Raw genomic sequence first — 25,004 nt, 5'->3', positions numbered from 1 at the left:
GTGCCTCCCTTGGGTGAGCGGTGGGGGTGAGGAGGAACGTCGGTGGGGGAATCCGGGGCCGCCCCTGAGGAGGGGCGGCCCCGTGTGGTCAGCCCGCGTACGGCAGCCGGCTGAGGGTGCGCGGCGGCGCGAGCCCGTCCAGCGGCGCCGTGCCGGGCACGTGCGGTGGGGCGGCGCCCGCGGTGGCCCGGGCAAGGGCGGCGGCGCCGCCGGTCAGCGGCAGCCGGGCGGCGGTGCGGGACAGGTCGAGGGTGAGCCGCGGTCGGGACGCGGGCGGGTCGATCAGGCCGGCGTCGGTGCCGGCCACGATCAGCGCCAACCGGTGGCCGGCGGGCACGATGTGGTCGGCGGCGGCGAGGTTCAGGGTGAGGGTGTAGGGCTTCCCGGGGGTGAGCGGGCGGCCCTTGTGGGGGTCGGCGTAGGTGCCGAGGTCGGCCCAGCCGCGGCTGAAGACGGTGTGCGCCACCTTCGCGGTATCGGCCGCGGTCTCCTTGAAGCAGCCGGTGTCGCCCTTGGTGCCCGCGCCCCAGCAGGTGCGCCGGTCGAGGGTGGTGATGCCCTCGCCGTCGGCCGCGTAGTTGCGGATGGTGGCGGGGCCGAGGTCTACCAGGACGGCGGTCAAATGGGCGGTCGTGGTGCTGGGGGTGGCGGTGACGGTCACCGACCCCGAGCCGGACAGCCGGAGCGGTGCGCGCAGCGGTCCGGTACTGAACCCGACCTTGGCGGGCGTCGTACGGTCGATACCGGCCGCCCAGTCGGCCTCGCTCAGTGCCGGGTCGTCGGTGAAGGCCTCGGTGGCGCCCTGGGGCGCCCGGCCGGTGCCGAGGACGCCGACCCCGGGTGCGCTGCCCGGGCCCGGCCGCAGGGTGGTCGCGGCGGTTCCGGGCGCGGGCCACCGGCGGTCGGTGGACCAGGTCCCCGGCGCACGCTCGACATCGGCCATCGGGGCCCGTTCGATGCCGTTGTCGTAGCCCATCAGGTAGTGGTCGAACCAGTGGTGCAGGGTCCTCACCCATGCGCCCCGCCGGTAGTCGAACGGGTCGACATGGCCGGTCCCGGAGAGCCAGATCTTGCGCTCGACGCCGTGCCGGGCGAGCGCGTCCCACCACTGGCCGGCGTTCCGGGTGCGGACGTTGAGGTCCTGCAGGCCGTGCACCAGGAAGACGCTGGCGCGGACCCGGTCGGCGTGCCGGACGTAGTCCCGTTCGGTCCACAGTCCGGTCCAGTCGCCGCTGCGCGGGGCGCCCTCGGCGAGCTTGCGCTGCACCGCGGCGCAGCGCTTGTGCGCGCCGGGGCTGTCGACCGCGTCCGCGAGACCGTCGGGGCCGGAGTCGTAGAGCGGGGCGCCCTGCGAGAAGTAGTAGTCGTACCAGGAGGAGATGCCGGCGATCGGGACGATGGTCTTCAGTCCCTTCACGCCGGTGGCCGCGACGCCGTTGGCGATGGTGGCGTCCCAGCTCTTGCCGATCATTCCGGTGCTGCCGTTGGACCAGCCGGCGGTGACGGGGCTGCCTCCGGTACGGGCGGTGTAGGCGCGACCCCGGCCGCCGAGCCAGTCGACGACGGCCCGGGCCGACTGGACGTCCGAGCGGCCGCCGACGTCGACGCAGCCGTCGGAGCGGTTGGTCCCCGCGAGGTCGACCAGCACCGTGGCATAGCCGCGCGGTACGAAGTAGTTGTCGTAGAAGAGCGGGAACTGGACCGGCCGGCCCGTGGCGTCATAGGTCTTCTTCTGGCTCTCGTTGCCGCGCCCGCAGCAGGAGTAGTAGGGGCTGGCGTCCATGATCACCGGTATCCGCCGCCCCTGCCGGGCGGGTTCGGACGGCCGCACGATGTCGACGGCGACGCGGTCGGTCCTCCCGTCCGCATCGCCGTCGAGCCGCGTGTCCACCCAGACCGATTCGCGTATCGCGTGGTCGTAGGAGTAGACCGGTCTGCTCTCGCCGGGTGCCGCCTGCGCCACGGCCGGTGAGAGCAGGACGGACAACAGGGCGACAACGGCCGTCAGGACGACAGCTGTGAAGGGGGTGCGGGGGATCCGCGCAGGATTGGTCACGGGCGGACGGTAGCGCGCCCGCCTCCCCGGCGTAAGGGTGTAAGGGGCCATGGCCGGCCGGTCGGTGCCGGACGCGCGGGGAGGAGCCGAGCTGACACCACGGCAGTTGGTGGGTTCATGTCGGTCATGTGTCAGATCGGGCCATGTACATGACGCCGACTCAACGGGCTGCATAGGGTCGTAACCAGAGCCATCCCCCTACGAGTTGGAGGACTCGTGCGTCACAGACTCCTCGTCCCGGGCGCCGCCGCGCTCGGTCTGCTGCTGGCGGTCCCGGCCTCCGCGGCCGACTTCCATCCCGGCGCTCCGGGCGTGGGCGACACCTACTACCCCGAGAGCGGAAACGGCGGCTACGACGTCTCCCACTACGACCTGCGGTTGAAGTACCAGCCGAAGACGGACCTGTTGGAGGGCACGGCGACGCTGCTCGCCACGACCACCCAGGACCTCTCCCGCTTCAACCTGGACTTCGGCCTCAAGGTCAGCGAGATACGCGTCAACGGCAAGAAGGCCTCCTTCGCCACCTCCGGCAAGCACGAGCTGGAGGTCACTCCGGCCACACCGCTGGAGAAGGGCCGGCAGATCAGCGTCGTGGTGCGCTATGCGGACAAGCCCTCCGACCTGAAGATCGACGGCTTCACGGCCTGGGCGCGTACCCCGGACGGCGCGGTGATCGCCCAGGAGCCGGACTCCGCCGTGTGGTGGTTCCCGAGCAACGACCACCCCACCGACAAGGCCACCTACGACGTCTCCGTTGCGGTCCCGGACGGCACCCAGGCGCTGAGCAACGGCGTCCTCGCCTCGCAGTCCTCCAAGCTCGGCTGGACGCGCTACAACTGGCGCTCCGACAAGCCGCAGGCCACGTACCTGACGACGCTGGCGGTCGGCAAGTTCGACCTCACCACCGACACCACGGCGAACGGCCTGCCGGTGATCAACGCCGTCAGCAAGGACCTCGGCGCCAACGAGGGGTCGGCGAAGGCCAGCCTCGCGCGCACCGCCGAGGCCACCGAGTGGCTGGAGAGCGTCTTCGGCCCCTACCCGTTCAACGCGGTCGGCGGCTACGTCCCCAATGTGCCCGCCCGGTACGCACTGGAGACCCAGACCCGCCCCTTCTACGGCAAGAAGGCCTTCGACCGCGGCACCAACGTCTCGGTCGTGGTGCACGAGCTGGCGCACCAGTGGTACGGCGACAGCGTCTCGCTCAAGGACTGGAAGGACATCTGGATCAACGAGGGCTTCGCCGCCTACAGCCAGTGGCTGTGGTCGGAGAAGGAGGGCGAGGGCACCGCGCAGGAGCTGGCGGACTACGTCTACGCCCAGCACCCGGCCGACGACCCGTTCTGGAAGGTCCGGCCCGGCAACCCCGGCGCGGAGAACCAGTTCGACGACGCCGTCTACGACCGTGGCGCGCTGGCCCTCCAGGCGCTCCGCAACAAACTCGGCGACAAGGTCTTCTTCGGCCTGCTGAAGTCCTGGCCGACGGAGCACAGGTACGGGAACGCCTCGGTGGCGGACTTCGTGGCCTTCGCCGAGAAGAAGTCCGGCAAGCAGCTGGCCGGCTTCTTCGACACCTGGCTGTTCCAGCCGGTCAAGCCGGCGGCCGGGGCGGGCAAGCGGGCGTTCGGCACGCAGCGGACCGTGGCACAGCCGAAGTCCTGGAAGCAGATCGCGGCCACCCACGACATCCACGACGGGCACTGACCCGGGCCTGGGAACTGCCGTCACACTCCCATGACCTGACGTCACGCTCCCGTCGTTCGCCCGGTGGGCCGGCGGGAGCGTGACGACCGGGCCTGGGACTGACCGGTTGGGGCGGCCGGGGACCTGCCCGGCCCCGTCCGGGCACCGCACCGTCGCCGGCCGAGGCCCGGAGCGGCCCGTACGCTCAGTGCCGACGGTCCGGCCCGTAACCCTCGCCGCAGACGGTCCGGCCCATAGCCTCGCCGCCGACAGCCGGGCGCGCGCAGTCAGTGCCGGCGCGCCGCCTGCCGGGCCCGCCGGGCGATCGGCAGGAACCGCAGCCGCTCGGGCAGGGCCGGGACCACGGCACGGACCACCCACCCGAGGCGGCGCAGCCGGCGCTCCTGAGCATCGGTCCACTCCAGCCCGAGGGCGCGCCGGGCGTCCGGTGGCATCAGCCCGATGCTGACGAACCGCCGGCAGCGGGCGAACCGCGGCCGGAGCCAGGGCCAGCTCAACCTGAGCAGCAGCCGCAGCCACCGCGGCCCCCGGTCCGGTACCGGAAGCGTCGGGTCCGTCGAGAGCAACTCCCTTACTACTACGTTCTGTTCGAGCTCATCGGCGAGAACCTTGTGGTAGTAGGGCCAGAACTCCTCGATGGTTTGCGGCATATCGCGGTCATGAATGCCCAGGATGCGGCCCACCTGGAGCCACTCCGCATAGAGCTGGCGCTCCTGCGCCTCGGTGAAGGGACGGCCGAGGTACCGCTGGGCGTGCCGGAAGACGGGGAAGCCCGTGGCGTGCACCCAGGCGTAGTGCGCCGGCATGAGCGCGTGGTACGCGCGGCCGTGGGCGTCGGTGCCCTGAATGGTCTTGTGCAGCTGCCGTAGCCGGCGCCCCTCCTCGGCCGCGCCCGCACCGCCGTACACCCACAGCTGCAAGGAGACCAGCGACCGCACACCGCGACCCCAGGGGTCGGTACGGAAGACGGAGTGGTCGTCCACGCCCGCGCCCACCGCCGGGCGGGCGACCTGCATCGTCAGTGCGGGCGGCAGGGTCAGGAGCATCCGGATGTCCCCGGCCATCGACCAGAGGACCCCTCCGACCGGCGGGGGAAGTGGGTCATTTTCTACCACATTCATGTCATTAATCATCATACGATGACCCGCTGCGACCGACGGACGCGGACCCCGCTCCCGCCGCCGCACCTCCGACACTCCAGCACCACGGCGCGGAGGCACTGCGGGGAAACCGGTCAGCGCGCCGATTCACCTGCCGGACCACCGCGGCCGACACCGCCGCTTCCCGCTCCGGACCAGGCCGAGCCCCTTGGGCGGCACGGACGCACCAGCGGCTCCGACGAGCGAGACACGCCACCAACAGGCCGCGACATCGCCCCACTTGACCGCGTGGACACCGGAAGCCGCCACCCGGGCGGCCGAGTTGACCCCTGAGGCTCACACAGCGTACGCCGCACCGCTGGAAGCATCCACAGTGGGGCACCCTTCACTCGGTGCACCCCTCATGGCGGCGCCTCACCCTCCAGCCCATCGAAGTCCGGCCACCCGACGCACCTGAGCCGGCCCGGTACGGTCGGCCCGACCCTCGCGCCCACGGGCCGGCGGCGCCATGCGGCTCTCCACTCACGACGCAGCCAGGCGAGCCCGCCACATCGGCACCACCCCGGCCTTACGGCCGAAATTCACCCTCAGGAGTGGTTTTCCTGCGGGATAAACCCTTGAGCTGGGCCGATTAAATCCCCACTTTTCCCACTAGAAACAGATAGTGACAAGTGCGCTACACAACGCGACACTCGCACTGTCCGTCCGAACCACCCGAAAGGAGCAATCCATGTCCTGTCCTCCCCCGATGGTCGATGCGCGCAAGGCACTCGACTTCCTCAGGACCAGCGGACTCGTCGACCTCGGCGTTCCGCTTGAGCGAGTCGTCGATCAGGTCAGCCAGCTCGACGACGTGGCCGGCTACGTGCTCGCCTGGGAGCGCTACGTCCTTGTGGTAGCCAACCAGGTCGCGGACGACGACTCCGCTGCGGGCAGCTGAGCCATTGACTGCGCCGATCGCCGGGAGGCATCCGATGGACACGACGCAACCCGGTGACGGATCGTCACAGAGGCGCGCGGTGGAGACCCGGGCAGTCGCCTGGCTCGCTGCGCGCCGCACTCTGATCGATCCGGCCGAAGCCGCCCCGGACCGGGTTCTGTTCGCCCGCAAAGCCCTCATCGAAACCGCATTCCTGGTGGGGCTGCGGGCGCGCCTCGACCCGGAACCACTGGATGCCGACTATGCGGCCGTCCTCGATCAGGTCGAGCGGATCGCGGCCCGCCCCTCCTACCGGGAACTGATCGCCCGGGACGAGGCCGCCCTGCTGTTGTACGCGGGGACCTATGCGGCACTCCGGCTCTGCGGACGCGAGGACCCGGAGTTCCGGCACCTGCTCACCCAGGTCGCCGCCGATGGATATGCGGCGGTCTTCGAACGGATTCCGTACCGGCAGCTCGATCTGCTGCACACCCTTGAGCTGTGCGGCGTCCCGCACACGCTGCCGGCCATGGACGACGCCCTGCCGTTCACCCTGCTCTGCAACCGCCCGAATGTCATCAAGCTCACCGATCGCGACATCTACGCCCTCACTCACACGATCTTCTACGCCACGGATTTCGGTCTCCGCGAGCCCCGTTGGCCACGGGGCTTCACACCGGGCGCGGCGGTGGAACTGCTCGAGGCGCTCCTCGTTCTCACCCTCGATCAGGAGAATGCCGACCTGGTGGGGGAACTCCTGTGCTGCCTGCTGTGTCTCGGGGTGAGGGACTCCGAGGAAGCCCGCCGGGCATGGGAGTTCCTCACGGCAGTACAGGAGGCCGATGGTCGGGTCAACGGGCCGCCCGGTGTGGTGCATCCCGGGCTCGCCGAGGGCGATGCCGCGTACCGGCGCTGGGCCACCGGCTACCACACCACGATCGTCGCGGCCCTGGCCGCGCTGCTGGACCGCAGCCCCCGGGTCGTGCGACGGAATCGGCCCTCGGCGCCGGCTCCCCGCCCGGCCGTGGAACAGCCGCTGCGGCGTGCGGTCGGGTGGCTGGCGGACACCAGCCGGCGCCATGCCCCTGCCACCTGCCTGCCCGCCGCAGCGGCCGTCGCGCACGCGGCGGAGGCTCTCCGGGAACCCGAGCTCGCGCTCCCCCTGCTCCTCGACTTCTCCGAACGGCTCATGGACGCGGACGCGGAGGTGTGGCAGGGGCACGGGATGGAGGTCGTGGGCGAGTTCGCATCGGGCCTGCGCACGCACGGGATCACCTGCTCGTCACTCGATGCGTTCCTCAAGTCCACCGCCGCCGCCGTCGACCTCCTGGACCGGGTTCCACCGCAGGCGGCGTACAACGTCCAACGCCTGGTCGGTCTGGGGCTGCTGTCTCCCGAGCGTGCGGAGGCTCTGACCGGTGGGGTCGACGCGGTGCACACCGCGCCGGAAACAGGGGTCTCTGACGTGCCCGGTGCCTGGAAGAACTACCACCTGGGGCACCTTGCCGGCTTCGTCCGGGACGCGGCTCGCACCGGGCGGGCGCAGCACCGCCTCACCCGCGACACCGTCTCCTTCCTCCTCGCCCAGCAGCACGCCTGCGGCGCGTTCGGCCACCCGGCCGGCGACGATCCGTCGACCCGCGAACGAACGCAGCTGTCCTGGACCCGGAGTGTCGTCACCGCCCTGGTCACCGTGCACACCGCCTGCGAAGCGGTCGGCACGCCCCCGTCGCCCTGCCCGTGATCCGTGCGCCCCGGCCGCGCCGGGGACGCAGCGGGGGTCCGGCGTCGATCGCCTCATGCACCCACCGTAGGTGCGGGCACTGACAGTCGGCCGGGCCCGGCCACGTCCGCCACGTCCGCCACGCACAAGGGCGGTCGCGAACGCCTTCCGACGTCCGCGACCGCCCTGTCCGTAGCAGGTGGCGCTGCGGTGCGGCTACTTCGCCTCTTCCCGCTCCTTGGCGATCCGTGCCACCCGGCCGCGGACCGCGAACCAGCCGATCACCAGGGCGGCACCCAGCACCGGGATCAGCATCACGGTCTGCCGGCCGACACCGTCGTCGAACCACATCAGCACGATCACGCCGAGGAGGAAGACGATGGTGGCGATGTCGGTGACCGGCGTGCCCGGCAGCCGGAAGCGCGGGCGCTCGAGGAGGCCGGCCTTCGAGCGGCGGACGAACACCATGTGGCAGATCATGATCGTGCACCAGGTGCTGATGATGCCCAGCGCCGCGATGTTGAGCACGATCTCGAACGCCTCGCCCGGCACCACGTAGTTGAGGGCGACGCCCAGCACACACACCGCGGAGGTGAGCATGATGCCGCCGTACGGCACTTGGTTGCGGTTCATCAGCCCGGCGAACTTCGGCGCGGAGCCGGCCATCGACATCGAGCGCAGGATGCGTCCGGTCGAGTAGAGGCCGGAGTTCAGGCTGGACATCGCCGCGGTCAGCACGACCAGGTTCATCACATCGCCGGCGGCCGGGACACCGACGTTGGACAGCACGGTGACGAAGGGGCTCTCACCATCGGTGAACTTGTTCCACGGCAGCAGCATGGCCAGCAGGACCACCGAGCCGACGTAGAAGACGCCCACCCGCCACATGATGGAGTTGACGGCCTTCGGCACGACCTTGTGCGGCTCACCGGTCTCACCTGCGGTGACACCGACCAGCTCGACCGCGGAGTAGGCGAAGACCACGCCCTGGAGGACGATCACCACCGGCAGCAGGCCGGTCGGGAAGATGCCCCCGTTGTCGGTGATCAGGTGCAGACCGGGTGCGTGGCCGCCGACCGGGTGCTGGGTGGCCAGCAGGAAGATGCCGATGAACATGAAGATCACCAGCGCGGCGACCTTGATGATCGCGAACCAGAACTCCAGCTCACCGAAGATCTTCACCGAGATCAGGTTGACGGTCAGCACGACCGCCAGCGCGATCAGCGCCATCACCCACTGCGGGATGTCGGTGAACAGGCTCCAGTAGTGCGTGTAGAGCGCGATCGCGGTGATGTCGGCGATACCGGTCGTGGACCAGTTGACGACGTACATCCAGCCGGCGACGTAGGCGCCCTTCTCCCCCAGGAACTCACGGGCGTACGAGACGAACGAGCCGGAGGACGGGCGGTGCAACACCAGCTCGCCCAGCGCGCGGACCACGAAGAAGGCGAAGAGGCCGCAGACCGCGTAGGCGACGGCCAGCGCCGGACCGGCGGAGTGCAGTCGGCCGCCGGCGCCCAGGAACAGGCCGGTACCGATCGCTCCACCGATGGCGATCATGTTGATGTGCCGGCCCTTGAGGCTCTTGCTGTAGCCCGCGTCGCCCGCGTCCTGCTGCGCGCCGCTCCCCCCGTCAGGTGACCTCTGGGCTGTCTCGGTGACGGTTTCTGTGCTCACTGCTGGTGCTTCTCGCTTTCGGGCAGGCGCTTGAGCGATGGCCGGATTCCGCGGGGTGCGCGGACGACCGACGGCACACCTTCCCTGAAGAGCGGCCCCCCGTCTGTGTGCAAGATCACACCGCGTATAGGCCACCCAAGGTTTGTCCATATTTGTCGTGAATTATTCGGCGATAGTTTTTGGATAAGGCCGCCGGTTCGCCCGATTCGGGGCCTGATTCCACGTCGAACACCAGGTATTTCGTGGCCTGTTTCGGTGTGGTTCAACTGGAAGTTAGCGGGATCGGCACATGCATGCCGTCGCCCATACGCGCCGGGGGCGGCTGTCCCCGACGGCCGTGCCACGCTCAGGAGGTCCGGCACTCCTCGGCAGGGTGATCTCGTCACGGCGTACGCCGTAGGCCGCGCCCCGGGGGGTGCGAGCGCCCCCCGGGGCCGGTCCGGCGACCGGGCGCGGTGCGGGGCTGCGCACAGGGTCAGGTTGCCGGGTCTGCGCGTGGGGCCTGCGGAAACGGTTCGTACAGGTTTCACAGAAGTGGTGAGACAGCAATACTGTTGAACATGAAGGAGTCCGCCACCGGCCTGACCGTCGACGAGCTGGCCGCCCGCGCCGGCGTCACGGTCCGCACGATCCGCTTCTACAGCACCCGGGGCCTGCTGCCGCCGCCGGAGATCGGTCCGCGGCGGGTCGGCCGCTACGGGCCGGACCACCTCTCGCGCCTCGCGCTCATCGAGGAGCTCCAGCACCAGGGCCTGACGCTCTCCGCAATCGAACGCTACCTGGAGCAGCTGCCGCCCGATCTGAGCGCCCAGGACCTGGCCATCCACCGTGCCCTGGTGGCAAGTTGGGTCCCGGACACGGCGGAGGACGCCACCCGGGAACAGCTAGAGCGGCGGGTCGGCCGGGAGCTGACCGAGGAGGACCTGGACCGACTGGCCGCGATGAGCGTGCTCGTACGGACCGACGATCCCCGGATCTTCCGGGTCGATCCCGGGCTGCTGCACCTGGGGACCCGGCTGCTGGACGTGCCGATCGCGCTGGAGACCATCCTGGCCGCGCGCACCGTCGTCATCGAGCACACCCGCTCGGCGGCCCGTGAGCTGAGCCGGCTCTTCAAGGACGAGGTGTGGGAGCCGTACCGGGACAGCGCGCCGGACGAGGAGGAGGTGGCGCGGATGAAGTCGCTGTCGGCGCATATGCAGCCGATGGTGATCCAGGCGCTGATCACGGCCTTCCAGCGGTCCATGAAGCAGGAGCTGCGGCAGTCGTTCGGCAAGGAGGGTGACGACACCGGCCGCGGGGAAGGCGCCGCGCCGGAGTGACGGGGCGGGCCGCGGCGGCCCGCCCCGTGACCGGTCAGTCGCTGAACTTCTCGCCCTTCTCGGCCTTGTCGACCAGCAACGCGGAGGGCGCGAACCGGTCGCCGTAAGCCGCCTGTAGCTCACGGGCGCGGGCCACGAAGCCGGGCAGACCGACCAGCTCTTCCCGCCCTGGCCCACCTTGGTATCCGTTGATGTACTGGATCACGCCGCCCGTCCAGCCGGGGAAGCCGATGCCGAAGAGGGAGCCGATGTTGGCGTCGGCGACGGAGGTGAGCACGCCCTCCTCAAGGCAGCGGACGGTGTCCAGCGCCTCGACGAAGAGCATCCGCTCCTGCATGTCCTGGAACGGGATGCCGGCGCCTTCCTTGCCGAAGTGCTCGCGCAGCCCCGGCCACAGGGCCGCGCGCTTGCCGTCCTCGCCGTACTCGTAGAAGCCGGCGCCGCCGCTGCGACCGGGGCGCTCGAACTCGTCGACCATCCGGTCGATGACCTCGTCGGCCGGGTGCGGCTGCCAGGTGCCGCCGGACTCCTCGACCGCCCGCCGGGACTCTTCCCGGATCTTCCGGGGCAGGGTCAGGGTCAGCTCGTCCATCAGGGACAGCACCTTCGCCGGGTAGCCGGCCTGGGCCGCGGCCTGCTCGACCGAGACAGGGTCGAGGCCCTCGCCGATCATCGCCACGCCTTCGTTGATGAAGTGGCCGATGACACGGGAGGTGAAGAAGCCGCGCGAGTCGTTGACGACGATCGGGGTCTTCTTGATCTGCCGCACCAGGTCGAAGGCGCGGGCCAGCGCCTCGTCCCCGGTCCGCTCGCCCTTGATGATCTCCACCAGCGGCATCTTGTCGACCGGTGAGAAGAAGTGCAGGCCGATGAAGTCCTGGTCGCGCTCGACGCCCTCGGCCAGCAGCGTGATGGGGAGGGTGGAGGTGTTGGAGCACAGCAGCGCGTCGGGCGCGACGATGTGCTGGATCTCCTTGAACACCTTGTGCTTGAGGGCGACGTCCTCGAAGACCGCCTCGATGACGGCGTCGCAGCCCGCGAGGTCGGCCGGCTCGGCGGTCGGCGTGATGCGGGCCAGCAGCTCGTCACGCTGCTGCTCGGTGGTGCGGCCCCGGGAGAGCGCCTTGGCGAGCAGCCCCTCCGAGTACGCCTTGCCCTTCTGCGCCGCCTCCAGGGAGACGTCCTTGAGGACGACCTCCATCCCGGCCCGGGCGCAGGAGTAGGCGATGCCGGCGCCCATCATGCCGGCGCCGAGGACCGCGACCTTCTGGACCTTGCGGGGCTCGATGCCCTTGGGGCGGCTGAGGCCCGCGTTGACCGCCTGAAGGTCGAAGAAGAAGGCCTGGATCATGTTCTTGGAGGTCTGGCCGGTGACCAGCTCCACGAAGTAGCGCGCCTCGATGGTCTGCGCGGTCTCGAAGTCGACCTGGGAGCCCTCGACGGCCGCGGCGAGGATGTTGCGCGGCGCGGGGTACGGTGCACCGTTCAGCTGCTTCTTGAGATTGGCGGGGAACGCCGGCAGGTTGGCCGCGAACTTCGGCTGGGCGGGCGTGCCGCCGGGGATGCGGTACCCCTTGACGTCCCAGGGCTGCTGGGACTCGGGGTGGGCCTCGATGAAAGCGCGGGCCTTGGTGAGGAGCTCCTCGGGAGTGGCCGCGACCTCGTGGATCAGCCCGGCCTCCTGGGCACGGGGGGCGTTGTACTGGGTGCCCTGCAGCAGCACCTTCAGCAGTGCGTCGGCGATGCCCAGCAGCCGGACCGTGCGGGTGACCCCGCCGCCGGCGGGCAGCAGGCCGAGGGTGACCTCCGGCAGGCCGATCTTGGTGCCGGGGGTGTCCAGGGCGATGCGGTGGTGGCAGGCGAGCGCGATCTCGTAACCGCCGCCCAGCGCGGCACCGTTGATGGCGGCGACGACGGGCTTGCCGAGGGTCTCGATGCGGCGCAGGTCGCGCTTGATGCCGTTGCCCGTCTCGAAGGCCTGCTGAGCCTGGGCGGGGGTGATGGCGATCAGCTCGCGGAGGTCACCGCCGGCGAAGAAGGTCTTCTTGGCGGAGGTGAAGATGATGCCGCGGATGCTGTCCTTCTCGGCCTCCAGGCGGTCCGCGACCGCGGTGAGGGAGGCCTTGAAGGCGTTGTTCATGGTGTTGGCGGACTGGTCGGGGTCGTCCAGGACCAGGGTGACGATGCCGGTCTCGTCCTTTTCCCAGCGGATGGTCGACAAAGCAGCGGTTTCACTCATGGTGCGTACTCCGTAGTGGGGTGGGACGAGGGTCAGAGGCGCTCGATGACGGTGGCGATGCCCATCCCGCCGCCGACGCACAGGGTGGCCAGGCCGTAGCGCTTGTCCTGCCGCTCCAGCTCGTCGATGAGGGTGCCCAGGATCATGGCGCCGGTGGCGCCCAGGGGGTGGCCCAGGGCGATGGCACCGCCGTTGACGTTGACCTTGTCCAGGCTGAGGCCCATGTCCGCGACGAAGCGCAGGACGACGGCGGCGAACGCCTCGTTGATCTCGACGAGGTCGATGTCGTCGATGGTCAGCCCGGCCTTGGCCAGCGCCTTGCGGCTGGCGGGGGCGGGACCGGTGAGCATGATCGTGGGCTCGGAGCCGGAGACCGAGGCGGACAGGATCCGGGCCCGCGGGGTCAGGCCGTAGCGCTCGCCGACCTCCTGGGAGCCGATGGCGACCAGGGCGGCGCCGTCCACGATCCCGGAGGAGTTGCCGGCGTGGTGGACGTGGTCGATCTTCTCGACCCAGTGGTACTTCTGCAGGGCGACCGCGTCAAAGCCGCCCGCGTCGCCGATGGTGGCGAAGGACGGCTTGAGGCCGGCGAGCGAGTCGGCGGTGGTGCCGGGGCGCATGTGCTCGTCGTGGTCGAGGACGACCAGGCCGTTGCGGTCGCGCACCGGGACGACGGAGCGCTCGAACCGGCCGTCCTTCCAGGCCGCGGCGGCCCGCTCCTGGGAGAGCGCGGCGAACTCGTCGACATCGCGCCGGGTGTAGCCCCCGATGGTGGCGATCAGGTCCGCGCCGATGCCCTGCGGGACGAAGCCGGTGTCGAAGTTGGTCATCGGGTCGGCGAACCAGGCGCCGCCGTCGGAGGCCATCGGCACCCTCGACATGGACTCCACGCCGCCGGCCAGGACCAGGTCCTCCCATCCGGAACGGACCTTGGCGGCGGCCATGTTGACGGCTTCCAGGCCCGAGGCGCAGAAGCGGTTCTCCTGGACGCCGGCGACGGTGTCGGGCAGTCCGGCGGCGATCGCCGCGATCCGGGCGATGTCGGAGCCCTGGTCGCCGACCGGGCCGACCACGCCGAGCACGATGTCGTCGATGGCGGCCGGGTCGAGGCCGGGGAAGCGGTTGCGCAGCTCGTGGATCAGGCCGACGACCAGGTCGATCGGCTTGGTGCCGTGCAGCGCGCCATTGGCCTTGCCGCGCCCGCGCGGGGTGCGGATCGCGTCGTATACGTACGCTTCGGAACTCACTGGTAAGCCTTTCGGGGGAGGATCAGTCGAGCAGGGAGCGGCCGATGATCTCCTTCATGATCTCGGTCGTCCCGCCGTAGATGGTCTGGATGCGGCCGTCGGTGAAGGCCCTGGCGACGGGGTACTCGGTCATATAGCCGTAGCCGCCGTGGAGTTGGAGGCAGCGGTCGGCGACCCGCTTCTGGAGTTCGGTGGCCCACCACTTGGCCATGGAGGCGTGTACGGCGTCGAGCGTGCCGTCCGAGTGGTCGGCGATGCAGCGGTCGAGGAACGTACGGGTGACGGCGCACTCGGTGGCCATCTCGGCGATCTCGAAGCGGATGTGCTGCAGCTTGGCCAGCGGCCGGCCGAAGGCCTCGCGCTCCTTGACGTACCGGGTGGTGATCTCCAGCAGGTGTTCGGCGCCGGCGATCCCGGCGACGGCTATGCCCATGCGCTCCTGCGCGAGGTTGGTCATCAGGTGCACGAAGCCGCCGTTGAGCTCGCCCAGGAGGTTCTCCTTGGGTACCCGTACGTCGCGGAAGAACAGCTCGGCGGTGTCCTGGGCCTTCTGGCCGATCTTGTCGAGGTTCCGGCCGCGCTCGAACCCGTCCGTGCCCCGCTCGACGACGAGCAGCGACAGTCCGTGCGCACCGCCCTCGGGCGTGGTCCTGGCGACGACGATGACGAGGTCGGCGAGGATGCCGTTGGAGATGAAGGTCTTGGAGCCGTTGAGCAGCCAGTGGTCGCCGCGGTCCTCGGCGGTGGTGCGGATGCCCTGGAGGTCGGAGCCCGTGCCCGGTTCGGTCATGGCGATGGCGGTGATGATCTCGCCGCTGCAGAATCCGGGCAGCCAGCGGCTTTTCTGCTCGTCGGTGGCGAGCGAGGTGAGGTAGGGGCCGATGATGTCGTTGTGCAGCCCCAGGGCGAAGCCGGGGGCGCCGGCGTGGGTGAACTCCTCGGCGAGGACGGCGCTGTAGCGGAAGTCGGGGTTGCCCCCGCCGCCGTACTCCTCGGGGACGGCCATGCCCAGCAGGCCCTGCCGGCCGGCCGCCCGCCAGGCGTCCCGGCCGACGATGCCGTCCTTCTCCCACTGTTCGTAATGCGGTGTCACTTCCTTGGCGAGGAAGGCGCGTACCGTCTCGCGGAAGGCCTGGTGGTCCTTGCTGTAGAGCTGGCGCGGCATCTGCGCGGTCATCTGGGCGGGCCTTCCTCGGAGCGGGTTCTGGACGGTTTCGATCAGCTTGTGTCGGCCTGCCGCGTGCGGGCGGGTGGTGGGGGGCGCTCGTTCAGCCGGTGGCGTCCTTCTGCTCGGTGCCGGCCGGGGCCTCGGCGTCGGCACCCGCCGGTGCGGTGCGGAGGCTGGGGACCTGCCAGTCACGGGCGATCTCTTCGGTGTCCGCCCCGGGCTGCGCGGGCGGCCGGCGGATCGCCCCGGGGGTCCGGGAGAAGCGGGGCGCGGGGGCGGGCTGGGTGAGGCCGCCGTGGTCGACGAAGGTGCCGCGGGCGGCGAGGTGCGGATGCCGGGGGGCCTCCCGCAGTGAGAGCACGGGTGCCACACAGGCGTCGGACCGCTCGAAGACCGCGGTCCACTCCGTGCGGGTCCGGGTCCGGAAGCGGGTGGCGATGGCGGTGCGCAGCTCACCCCAGGCGGCCAGGTCGTCCCGGCCGGGCACCTCCTGCTCGATGCCCAGCAGGCGGATGAACTCGCCGTAGAACCGCTGCTCCAGTGCGCCTACCGCCATATGGCCGCCGTCGGCGGTCTCGTACACGCCGTAGAACGGTGCGCCGCCGTCCAGGAGGTTCGCCCCGCGCCGGTCCTGCCAACCGCCGGCCGCGAGCATGCCGTGGATCATCGCGGTCAGATGGGCCGTGCCGTCGACGATGGCGGCGTCCACGACCTGGCCCCGGCCGCCCTCGGCGCGGGCGTGCTGGAGCGCCGCGAGCACGCCGATGACGAGGTAGAGCGAGCCGCCCGCGTAGTCGCCGAGGAGGTTGACGGGGACGGCCGGTGGGCCGTCGGGCGGGCCGATCATCCCGAGGGCGCCCGTGATGGCGATATAGCCGACGTCGTGTCCTGCGGTGTCGGCGAGCGGGCCCTGCTGGCCCCATCCGGTCATCCGGCCGTAGACCAGCCGGGGGTTGCGCGCCAGACATGCCTCCGGGCCCACGCCGAGCCGCTCGGCGACGCCGGGGCGGTACCCCTCCACCAGCACATCGGCGTGCTCGACCAGGTCGAGCACCTGGGCGACCCCGTCGGGGTGCTTCAGGTCGACCAGCACCGAGCGTTTGTTGCGGTTGGTGAGGTCGTACGCCGGGTCGATGCGCAGTCCGGCGCCGCCCGGCCGGTCGACGCGGACGACATCGGCACCGAGATCGGCCAGCAGCATGGCTGCGAAGGGGCCGGGGCCGATGCCGGCGAGTTCGACCACCCGCACCCCGTTCAGCGGGCCGTTCCCTGACTCCGTCATCGCGCCCCATGCCTTTCGCGCTGTGACACTTCTGATGTAACACTCGCGATGTTAAGAACGTGTTCCACTTTCCACAAGCCCCCTCCCAAGCGGCCACCACCGGAAAGGCCCGCGCCGACGATGGGCAACTCCCCTCGCCGTCACGGGCCTTAGCGCGCCGTCTGCCGCTGCGTCGCTACCCCCCGTCGAGCTCGGCGATGAGCTTCTTCGGGGCTATCACGCGGTACGACTCCTCCGCCCAGTCGCAGAGCAGCTCGGCCTGCGCGGCGCCGGCCTCCACCAGCGGCACCCGCACCCAACCGGACGCCCCTAGGCCGTAGCCCGCCGGCACGGCACCGGGCGAGCTCAGCGCATGCGCGTGCGCCTCCGGGTCCGTCAGCTTGACCGTGATCCCGAGCGGGTGGCTGCCGTCTTCGACGCCGAGGAACACGAAGACCTTCTTGTTGACCTTGATGACGCTCTCGCCCCAGGGGAACTCCTCCACGGCCCCGGGCAGACCGAGTGCGAACCGACGCACCCGCTCCCGCACCGCCGCCGGATCCGACGCCTTCGCCATCCCGCTCCTCCACGTCCGTTCCCCCGTACGGCACCGGCTGTGGTGCCGCCCGGCGCCGCGCTCGCCGCACGTTGCCGACCAACGTCCTCCACGCTAACCGCGACCACTGACAACGGCCCGCGCAGCGCCGTGCACCCGGCCGACAGGGGGAACATTGCCTCCGCACGACCGTGAGGTCACCTCGAGCCGGACGGCATCTCTCCGCTCGTCGGACCGGCCGGGCCCCCTTCCGGAACGGCCCCCTTCGCACCCCCGCCCTCGGGAACGAGATGGTCCTCGGGCGCCTGACGGCCCGCCAGCCCGCCCAGCCGCTGGGGCACATTGCCGCCCACCAGCACGATGACGACGAGCGTCAGCCCGAAGGTGAGCACCGCGAGCGCCCGTCCCAGGGGCATGCCCTCGGCCAGGTGCGCCCCGAGGACGGGCGCCACGGCTCCGCCCAGGGCCCCGACGTTGTAGACGAAGCCCAGCGAGGCGGCACGGGTCGCGGTCGGGAAGTGCCCGGCGAGGTACTTGGGCAGGATGCCGGAGATGCCCTGGCTGAGCGCGAGCAGCCCGAAGAGGAGCACACCGAGTGCGGTCAGGTTGTGCCGCACCGCGAAGACCGGGAAGACGAAGGCGAGGGAGGCCAGCAGGGTCACTGCGTAGGCGCGCCGGGTGCCCAGCCGGTCACCGACGAAGCCGGCCAGCCAGCAGCCCGCCATCGTCCCGAACCCCGCGTAGAACATCACGTCGGCGACCTGCCCGGGGGCGTACCCGAGATCGGTCTTGAGGTAGGTGGGCAACAGTGCCTGGAGGGGCCAGCTGTAGAGGAAGGCGCAGAAGACGGTCGCCATCAGGGCCACGTACAGCAGCCAGCCCCGGCGCCCGCCCAGCTGCACGGCGAAGGCGAGCAGACAGGCCGCCGCGGCGGCCGACAGCCAGGGCACGTACCCCGCGCCGACGGGCGTGAAGACGCAGAACAGCGTGGCCGAGGCGGTGAGCCCGAGCACCGCGTTCCCCCAGGCCCGCGCCCGCCCGGCGAACAGCGGCCGGAAGGGATTCGGACGCTCCCCTTCCATGCATCGCATCCCTTCCGTGCATCCTGGTGCGGCGGCGACCTCCCTCTGCCAGTCCCCCGCCTCCGGGAGTGCCCTGCGCATCCAGAGCGCGACGAGGACGGGCAGCACCCCGATCCAGAACATCCAACGCCAGCCCCAGTGGGGAACCACCCACCTGTAGAGCTCGGCGGCGAGGATGGTGCCGCCGGCGTATCCGGAGATCAGGAATCCGGAGGCCCGGTTGCGCCACCGGACGGGCCAGCTCTCCAGCACGTACGTCACGCCGGCGCTGTACTCCCCCGCCATCCCGAGGCCGATCACCAACCGGGCGACGAACAAGCTGGTGTAGCCCCAGGCGAACCCGCAGGCGAAGGTGCCGAGCGAGTAGAGCAGAATGCTGGCGATCATGGCGGCCTTGCGCCCGTACCGGTCGCCCAGCGCGCCCAGGACCGCACCTCCCAGCCACCGGGTGATGAAGGCGCCGGAGATGAGCGAGGCGGCGGTGGCGGTGCTCAGACGGAAGTCCTCGGCGATGTCGGTCAGGACCAGAGTGATCAGGACGAAGTCGAAGCCGTCGAGGAGGTAGCCGATCCAGGCGGCGAACATCGACGTCCACTGCTGCCGGGTGACCTCCCGGTACCAGCGCGGGGTCCGGTCGGCGGTGTCCTCGGTGCGCGTCATCACAGCAACCCGGCCTCCTCCAGGAGACGGCAGACGGGTCGGGGCGCGGCGGTCGTGCACCCACCGGCCCCACGGCATGGGACGTCCTATGTCAGCGATACTCACGGTGAATGTTGCCCGGAGTCGACGCCCCGTCAAGACCGCGCACTGCCCCCTCACCCCGGTATCGCCCAGTGCCCACCGGGCCACCTCAACCGTGACCAACGGGGCACCAGAGTGCGGCCGTTGACGGAACGACGGCGGCTGCCTAGGGTCCGGACACCAGGTCAACGGGGCCTGCGGAAGGATGCACCATGCGACGGCAGGACACCGCGGGACGGGCTCATGACCTCGTCCTCCACGGCGCGACCGGATTCGCCGGCGCCCTCACCGCCGAGTATCTGGCCCGGCACGCCCCCGACGACTGCCGCTGGGCGCTGGCCGGACGCAACCCCGGCAAGCTGGCGCGGCTGCGCGACCGCCTGGCCGAGATCAACCCGTCGTGCGCCGACCTGCCACTGCTGCAGGCCGACAGCGCCGACCGGGACGCCCTGCGCGACCTCGCCGCCGACACCCGGGTGGTGGTCTCCACCGTCGGCCCGTACCTGAGGCACGGTGAACCGCTGGTCGCCGCCTGCGCCGCGGCCGGCACCGACTACGCCGACCTCACGGGCGAGCCGGAATTCATCGACCGGATGTACCTGCGGCACGAGGCGACGGCGCGCAGCACGGGTGCGCGCCTGGTGCACGCCAGCGGGTTCGACTCCGTCCCGCACGACCTCGGCGTCCACTACACAGTGGGGCTGCTCCCCGAAGGCGTCCCGGTGCGGATCGACGGCTTCGTGCGCACCGATGCGACCATCTCCGGCGGCACCCTCGCCTCCGCGCTGACCGTCGCCTCCCGCCCGCTCGCCATGGCCCGGGCGGCCCGTGAGCGGCAGCGGGCAGAGGGGCGCCCGGCCGGCCGTACGGTCCGGGCACCGTTCGGCCCACCCATCAGGAGCAGCGAGACGCGCACCTGGGGCGTACCGCTGCCGACCCTCGATCCTCAGGTCATCGCCCGCTCCGCCGCCGCACTGGACCGCTACGGGCCCGACTTCCGTTACCGCCACTACGCCGGTGTCCGGCGGCTGCCGATCGCCGTCGGCGGGGCAGTGGGGGCCGGTGTGCTCTGTGCACTGGCTCAGGTTCCGCCCGCCCGGCGCTGGCTGTCGGGCCGTCTGGAGCCGGGCGACGGGCCGAGCCCGGAGCGCCGTGCCCGCAGCTGGTTCGCGGTGCGCTTCGTCGCCTCGGGCGGCGGCCGGCGACTGATCACCGAGGTCTCGGGCGGAGACCCCGGCTACGACGAGACGGCGAAGATGCTCGCGGAGTCGGCGCTCAGCCTGGCCTTCGACGACCTGCCGGATACCGCGGGCCAGGTGACGACCGCGGTCGCCATGGGGGACGCGCTGACGGCCCGGCTCCAGAAGGCGGGCATCACCTTCCGGGTGGTCCAGGACCGGTAGCCGGCGCGCCCGGGGTCAGGCGCTCGCCAGCGCCTTGCGGCAGAGCGCGTCGGCGGCCCTGGTCGTCTCGGGAAGCCGGTACGCGGCCGCCAGATGGAGGGTATGGGCGCAGGCGCGGTCGAGGTCGACGCGGTGCCCCACGGAGACGAAGACGGGCTTGACGCCCTTCTGGGTGCGCAGGGCCCGTCCGACCTCCTCATCACCGTCAAGGAGCGGCGAGGTCGCACCGCGCTCCGGCCCCGGCGGTGCGTACCGGAAGGTGAACGGGTTCTTGGCGACGCCGATCGTGGGCAGCCCGGTGAGCACGCCCAGATGGCTGGCGAGGCCGAACCTGCGCGGGTGCGCCAGCCCGTATCCGTCGCAGACCACGAGGCCGGGGGTGCGGGCGAGGCCGGCCAGGGCGTCCAGCACGGTGGGAATCTCGCGGAAGGCGAGCAGCCCGGGGACGTAGGGGAAGGCCACCTGGCCGACGGCGGTGGCCTCGTCGACGACGGCGCGGCTCCGGGCGTCCAGTGCGACGGCGGCCGCGGCGACGACGCCGCGCTCGTCGTCGTAGGCGACGTCCACCCCCACCACCGTGCCGTCGAAACCGGGCTCCGGCCCGGCCTCGTCGAGTCGCACGGCGGACCGCAACCGGTCCTGGACCGCGCGGGCCTGAGCTTCGTCGGTCGGCCAGTGCTGCAGCTCCGCTGCGCAGGAGATCGTTCCGGGGGTGTCCATGATGACCACCACGCTACCGAACGGCGTCCGGCCGTAAGGGCGCAGTGCGGTGCACCCCGCGGTCCGCCGCGCCCGGCGGCTTCCCGCTTCCGGTGGCACTTTGCGGCGGACCGCTGTCAGTGGTGCTGGGTACCGTGAACACGTAGGCACACACCGCACCGTGACCGTCCCCGCGACGCCTTGAGGGGTCAGCATGTCCGACGCTCTCCACTACCTCGACGCCACCGAACTCACCGGCCTGTTGGGCCGCCGCGAGGTCTCCGCCCGGGAGGTCGTACAGGCTCATCTGGACCGTATCGAGCAGGTCGGTTCGGAGCTCAACGCCATTGTGACGCTCGACCCCGAAGGGGCGCTGGCCGCCGCCGGGGAGGCCGACGACCGCCTGGCCGGGGGCTGCCCCCTGCCGCCCCTGCACGGCCTGCCGATCGCCTTCAAGGACACCCACCTCACCCGTGGCATGCGCACCACGTTCGGCTCGCCGCTCTTCGCCGACCATGTGCCCGATGAGGACGAGCTGGTGGTCGAACGTCTCCAGCGGGCCGGCGTCATCCGCCTCGGCAAGACCAACGTCCCGGAATTCGCCGCCGGTTCGCACACCTTCAATCCGGTCTTCGGCACCACCCGCAACCCGTACGACACCTCGCGCTCGGCGGGCGGGAGCAGCGGAGGAGCCGCCGCGGCGCTCGCCGCAGGGCTCCAACCACTCGCCGACGGCAGCGACATGGGCGGGTCACTGCGCAACCCCGCCTCGTTCTGCAATGTGGTCGGCCTGCGCCCGACGCCCGGCCGGGTCCCCCGGCACCCGGGCGACAACCTCTGGGACACGCTGACGGTCCCCGGCCCCATGGCGCGGACGGTCGCCGACGCCGCCCTGCTGCTGTCCGCGATGGCCGGCCCCGATCCGCGCTGCCCCCTCAGCCTGGAGACACCCGGGGAGGCATTCCGGGTACCACTCGACAGCGAGCTGAACGGGCTGCGCATCGCCTGGTCCCCGGACCTCGGTGAACTGGCCCCGGCCGACCCGGACGTCCTGGCCGTACTGGAGCCCCAACTGTCAGTCCTGGAGGGCCTCGGCTGCCGTATCGAGGCCGCGTGCCCCGACCTCACCGGGGCCGACGGGGCCTTCCGCACGCTGCGGGCGCACGCCTTCGACCTGGCATTCGGCGCCCTGCTGGACTCCGAACCGGCGGCCTTGAAACCGAGCCTGGCGGAGAACATCGAGCAGGGCCGCCGACTGACCCCGGCCGACCTCGTCAGCGCCACGGCGAACCGCAGCCGTCTGTACCTCAGGACGCTCGACTTCTTCGCCCGGTACGACCTCCTGCTCACCCCGGTCAGCCAGGTCACGCCGTTCGACGCGGAGCTGGAGTACCCCCAGCAGGTGGCGGGCCGGCCCGTGGAGACGTACCTGGACTGGATGCGCTCCGCCTATCTCATCTCCGTCCTCGGCGTCCCCGCCCTGTCGGTCCCCGCGGGGTTCACTCCGGGCGGCCTGCCGGTGGGGATGCAGTTCATCGGCCCACCGCGGGCTGATCTCGCCGTCCTCCAGGCCGGCCATGCGTATGAGCGGGCGACGGGGTACGGCCGGCGCCGCCCCGTCCTGGCCCCGGCCTGACCCATGTGCTGCCCGCGCGGGCCCGGAGCCTTGTCCCCTCGCCCCTCACCTGCCCCGGCTCTGCCCTGGCCTGCGCACACCGCGAGGCTGCCGGGGCGGTGCTGGGCGGGCCCTCGTATATTGCCTCCATGTTCGTACTGGAATTGACCTATACCGCACCCCTGGAGCGCGTCGACGCCCTCCTCGAAGAGCATGTGGCGTGGCTGCAGAAGCAGTACGCCGCCGGGCACTTCCTCGCCGCTGGGCGCAAGGTCCCGCGCGACGGGGGTCTGATCCTCGCCGCGGGGATGGACCGGGCGACCGCGGAGCGGATCGTGGCCGAGGACCCGTTCTCCCTCGCCGGGGTGTGCGAGTACCGGATCACCGAGTTCGTGGCGACGACAACCGCACCGGCTCTGGAGAGCTACCGCGAGCAGCTGCCCTCCTGAGGCACGCGCGCATCGGGCCGCCCGCTCAGGGCTGCGCCTGCATCGGGCCGCCCGCGCAGGGCCGCCCCCCGGTCACCCGTCCGGGATCTGGCGGGTGGCTGCCCGGTCCCGGAGGGTTGACCTCCTGTCCCGGCGACGTGGCCGGGTGGTCCGGCGGTGCGACTGGGCGGTCCGGCCCCATGGCCGGGTGGTCCGGCCGGAGCAGCCGCCGCCCTACCGAGCGTCCGTGCCCGCCGGATCCGACAGCGGCGTCTGCGGCCACCGGCCGCCATTGCGCCAGTAGTCCTGGATCTCTTCCAGCTGGCGGCCCTTGGTCTCGGGTGCGGTGACCGCGGCGAAGACCAGCGCGGCGAGCGCGAGGACGCCGAGGCCGGCGAACGTCGGAGCCGCGCCGGCCCGGGTCATCAGCGAGGGGAAGAACTGGGCGATTAGCAGGTTGGCGACCAGATCGGCGGTGAGCATCACCGAGGCTCCGGTGGAGCGCAGTTGGGCCGGGAAGGCCTCGCTCGCATAGACCCAGATCAGCGATCCGAAGCCGAAGTTGAAGGCCGCGGTGAAGAGCAGGATGGCGCCGAAGCCCACCCAGGTCGTGGCGCCGTGCAGGTCCCCCGCACCGAAGACCACGGTCAGCACGCCGAGCATCAGCACCATCGTTCCGATGCCCCAGAGCAGCACCGTACGCCGGCCGAGCCGGTCGATGATGAGGATCGCCAGCACCGTCGCGGCCAACGAGGCGAGTTGGACGAAGGACGGCAACAGGAAGTTCTGCCCGTTGCCGGTGAAGCCCATCTCCTCGAAGATCTGCGGGCTGTAGTACGTCACGGCGTTGATGCCGGTGATCTGGCAGAAGAACCCGAGTCCGACGACGAAGAGCGCGGCACGGGCGTACGGCTTGCGCAGCAGCGAACGCGCCGATCCGCCGCTCTCCTCGGCGAGCGCGGCACCCACGGTCGCGACCTCCGCGCGGGGGTCGACATCCGGGTCGGTCATCGCCATGACCTCGACGGCCCGTTCGGTGCGCCCCTTGAGGACGTACCACCGCGGGGTGTCCGGAAGCCGCAGCAGCGGGATCAGCACCAGGGCCGCGGGTACCGCCGAGAGCCCGAGCATCCAGCGCCAGTGACCGCCGCCCGACAGGCCCCAGTTGACGAAGTACGTGATCACGATGCCGGCGACGGTGGCCACTTGATAGGCCGCGACGGAGGCTCCGCGGATCCGTGCCGGGGTGGATTCGGCGACATAGAGGGGTGCGGCGACGATCGAGATGCCGATGGCGATGCCGAGCAGGAACCGGACGACGTCCAGCACCACGACATTGGGCGCGAGCGCGGAGAACGCGACGAAGACTGCGTAGGAACCCGCGACGATCAACATCGCCGCCCTTCGCCCCAGGGCGTCCGCGAGCTTGCCGCCGATCAGCGCGCCCACGATGGAGCCGAACACCAGGACGCTGTTGACCAGGCCTTTTTCGGTCTCGGAGAGGTGGAAGTCCCGGCTGAGGAAGACCAGGGCGCCGGAGATGCTGCCGGTGTCGTAGCCGTAGATGACGCCGACGACGGCGCCGGTGAGCGCGAACATCCGGCCGGTACGGCGTGCGGTGCGGGAGGAGGGTGGGGGCGTCGCAGGGAGCGTGCCAATGGACATAAGACGTCCTTAGTGCGGCGGAGCGGCCTTGTTGCAGGGCTGACGGGCGCCTGCAACAACCATCATTCATGACTGATCTTGCGAGTATTCGGCCACTTTCACGCAGCTGTCAACATCCACGCGCCACTCCGACCACTGACAGGTATCCCCGCCTCCCCGTCACACCGCCAGCCCTCACATCGATCCCAACTACGCCCTCTCAGCAGCCACCAGCCCTCACCAGCACTTACTACCACCAGCCTTCATCAGCACGTACTCACACCACCGGCGCCGACCACCGGCACCCCCTCCGGCACCCCCTTCGCACATCCACTCGTACGAGGGATGGATCGCGAGAGCGATTCTGCGTACAGTCGATTGCAACGAAGCCAAAAGTTGCAGAATCGCGCAGACGGGCAC

The 25,004-nt window shown here is 70.9% G+C and carries 18 protein-coding genes; 7 read left to right on the top strand and 11 right to left on the bottom strand.

Annotation, left to right across the window (positions count from 1 at the left end):
- Positions 1–88: 88 nt before the first annotated feature.
- Positions 89–2,008 (bottom strand): Xaa-Pro dipeptidyl-peptidase, encoded by a 1,920-nt coding sequence (locus AB0G84_RS17795; protein WP_361321485.1) that lies wholly within the window; start codon positions 2,006–2,008, stop codon positions 89–91.
- A gap of 264 nt (positions 2,009–2,272) precedes the next feature.
- On the opposite strand from AB0G84_RS17795, the gene AB0G84_RS17790 reads away from it, so the two are divergent.
- Positions 2,273–3,760, top strand: a complete 1,488-nt coding sequence (locus AB0G84_RS17790; RefSeq protein ID WP_361321137.1) for a M1 family metallopeptidase — start codon at positions 2,273–2,275, stop codon at positions 3,758–3,760.
- A 266-nt stretch (positions 3,761–4,026) separates the two neighbouring features.
- Here AB0G84_RS17790 and AB0G84_RS17785 read toward each other — a convergent pair whose 3' ends face one another.
- Positions 4,027–4,881, bottom strand: a complete 855-nt coding sequence (locus AB0G84_RS17785) for an oxygenase MpaB family protein (protein ID WP_361321135.1) — start codon at positions 4,879–4,881, stop codon at positions 4,027–4,029.
- A 709-nt stretch (positions 4,882–5,590) separates the two neighbouring features.
- Here AB0G84_RS17785 and AB0G84_RS17780 point away from each other — a divergent pair.
- Together AB0G84_RS17780 and AB0G84_RS17775 are read left to right on the top strand one after the other, a co-directional pair.
- Positions 5,591–5,800, top strand: coding sequence for a hypothetical protein (locus tag AB0G84_RS17780; RefSeq protein WP_361321133.1), 210 nt, complete (start codon positions 5,591–5,593; stop codon positions 5,798–5,800).
- A gap of 34 nt (positions 5,801–5,834) precedes the next feature.
- Positions 5,835–7,523 (top strand): hypothetical protein, encoded by a 1,689-nt coding sequence (locus AB0G84_RS17775; protein WP_361321131.1) that lies wholly within the window; start codon positions 5,835–5,837, stop codon positions 7,521–7,523.
- Positions 7,524–7,718: 195 nt separating this feature from the next.
- On the opposite strand, the gene AB0G84_RS17770 is transcribed toward AB0G84_RS17775, so the two are convergent.
- The gene (locus tag AB0G84_RS17770) at positions 7,719–9,179 is read right to left on the bottom strand and encodes an amino acid permease (RefSeq protein ID WP_361321129.1); all 1,461 of its coding nucleotides are present in this window, start codon (positions 9,177–9,179) and stop codon (positions 7,719–7,721) included.
- Positions 9,180–9,739: 560 nt separating this feature from the next.
- On the opposite strand from AB0G84_RS17770, the gene AB0G84_RS17765 reads away from it, so the two are divergent.
- The gene (locus tag AB0G84_RS17765) at positions 9,740–10,501 is read left to right on the top strand and encodes a MerR family transcriptional regulator (RefSeq protein ID WP_361321127.1); all 762 of its coding nucleotides are present in this window, start codon (positions 9,740–9,742) and stop codon (positions 10,499–10,501) included.
- A 34-nt stretch (positions 10,502–10,535) separates the two neighbouring features.
- Here AB0G84_RS17765 and AB0G84_RS17760 read toward each other — a convergent pair whose 3' ends face one another.
- The 6 genes from AB0G84_RS17760 to AB0G84_RS17735 all read right to left on the bottom strand — a co-directional run bounded on the left by AB0G84_RS17760 (position 10,536) and on the right by AB0G84_RS17735 (position 18,714).
- On the bottom strand, positions 10,536–12,740 hold the full coding sequence (locus AB0G84_RS17760; protein ID WP_361321125.1) for a 3-hydroxyacyl-CoA dehydrogenase NAD-binding domain-containing protein: 2,205 nt from the start codon (positions 12,738–12,740) through the stop codon (positions 10,536–10,538).
- Positions 12,741–12,772: 32 nt separating this feature from the next.
- Positions 12,773–13,987 (bottom strand): acetyl-CoA C-acetyltransferase, encoded by a 1,215-nt coding sequence (locus AB0G84_RS17755; RefSeq protein ID WP_361321123.1) that lies wholly within the window; start codon positions 13,985–13,987, stop codon positions 12,773–12,775.
- A 22-nt stretch (positions 13,988–14,009) separates the two neighbouring features.
- Entirely contained in the window at positions 14,010–15,152 is a 1,143-nt protein-coding gene (locus tag AB0G84_RS17750) for an acyl-CoA dehydrogenase family protein (protein ID WP_361321483.1), read from the bottom strand.
- Positions 15,153–15,255: 103 nt separating this feature from the next.
- Complete coding sequence (locus tag AB0G84_RS17745) at positions 15,256–16,437, bottom strand: CaiB/BaiF CoA-transferase family protein (protein WP_361321122.1); 1,182 nt, start codon at positions 16,435–16,437, stop codon at positions 15,256–15,258.
- Positions 16,438–16,612: 175 nt separating this feature from the next.
- Positions 16,613–16,993 (bottom strand): MmcQ/YjbR family DNA-binding protein, encoded by a 381-nt coding sequence (locus AB0G84_RS17740; protein WP_361321120.1) that lies wholly within the window; start codon positions 16,991–16,993, stop codon positions 16,613–16,615.
- A 176-nt stretch (positions 16,994–17,169) separates the two neighbouring features.
- On the bottom strand, positions 17,170–18,714 hold the full coding sequence (locus tag AB0G84_RS17735; RefSeq protein WP_361321118.1) for a sialate:H+ symport family MFS transporter: 1,545 nt from the start codon (positions 18,712–18,714) through the stop codon (positions 17,170–17,172).
- A 293-nt stretch (positions 18,715–19,007) separates the two neighbouring features.
- On the opposite strand from AB0G84_RS17735, the gene AB0G84_RS17730 reads away from it, so the two are divergent.
- Positions 19,008–20,198 (top strand): saccharopine dehydrogenase NADP-binding domain-containing protein, encoded by a 1,191-nt coding sequence (locus AB0G84_RS17730; RefSeq protein ID WP_361321116.1) that lies wholly within the window; start codon positions 19,008–19,010, stop codon positions 20,196–20,198.
- Between the two features lie 15 nt (positions 20,199–20,213).
- Here AB0G84_RS17730 and AB0G84_RS17725 read toward each other — a convergent pair whose 3' ends face one another.
- Positions 20,214–20,918 carry an endonuclease V gene (locus AB0G84_RS17725; RefSeq protein ID WP_361321114.1) on the bottom strand — a complete coding sequence of 235 codons (705 nt, stop codon included), beginning with the start codon at positions 20,916–20,918 and terminating at the stop codon, positions 20,214–20,216.
- A 193-nt stretch (positions 20,919–21,111) separates the two neighbouring features.
- On the opposite strand from AB0G84_RS17725, the gene AB0G84_RS17720 reads away from it, so the two are divergent.
- Positions 21,112–22,533, top strand: a complete 1,422-nt coding sequence (locus AB0G84_RS17720) for an amidase (protein WP_361321112.1) — start codon at positions 21,112–21,114, stop codon at positions 22,531–22,533.
- A 128-nt stretch (positions 22,534–22,661) separates the two neighbouring features.
- The gene (locus AB0G84_RS17715) at positions 22,662–22,961 is read left to right on the top strand and encodes a YciI family protein (RefSeq protein ID WP_361321110.1); all 300 of its coding nucleotides are present in this window, start codon (positions 22,662–22,664) and stop codon (positions 22,959–22,961) included.
- A gap of 213 nt (positions 22,962–23,174) precedes the next feature.
- Here AB0G84_RS17715 and AB0G84_RS17710 read toward each other — a convergent pair whose 3' ends face one another.
- A complete protein-coding gene (locus tag AB0G84_RS17710) occupies positions 23,175–24,605 on the bottom strand; it encodes a sugar porter family MFS transporter (RefSeq protein WP_361321108.1) in 1,431 nt (476 codons plus the stop codon).
- Between the last annotated feature and the right edge of the window lie 399 nt (positions 24,606–25,004).

Source organism: Streptomyces sp. NPDC020742 (assembly GCF_040641675.1).
Lineage (GTDB): Bacteria > Actinomycetota > Actinomycetes > Streptomycetales > Streptomycetaceae > Streptomyces.
Note: the sequence above shows the minus strand (reverse complement) of the source record. Positions and strands in the feature narration are given on the sequence as shown.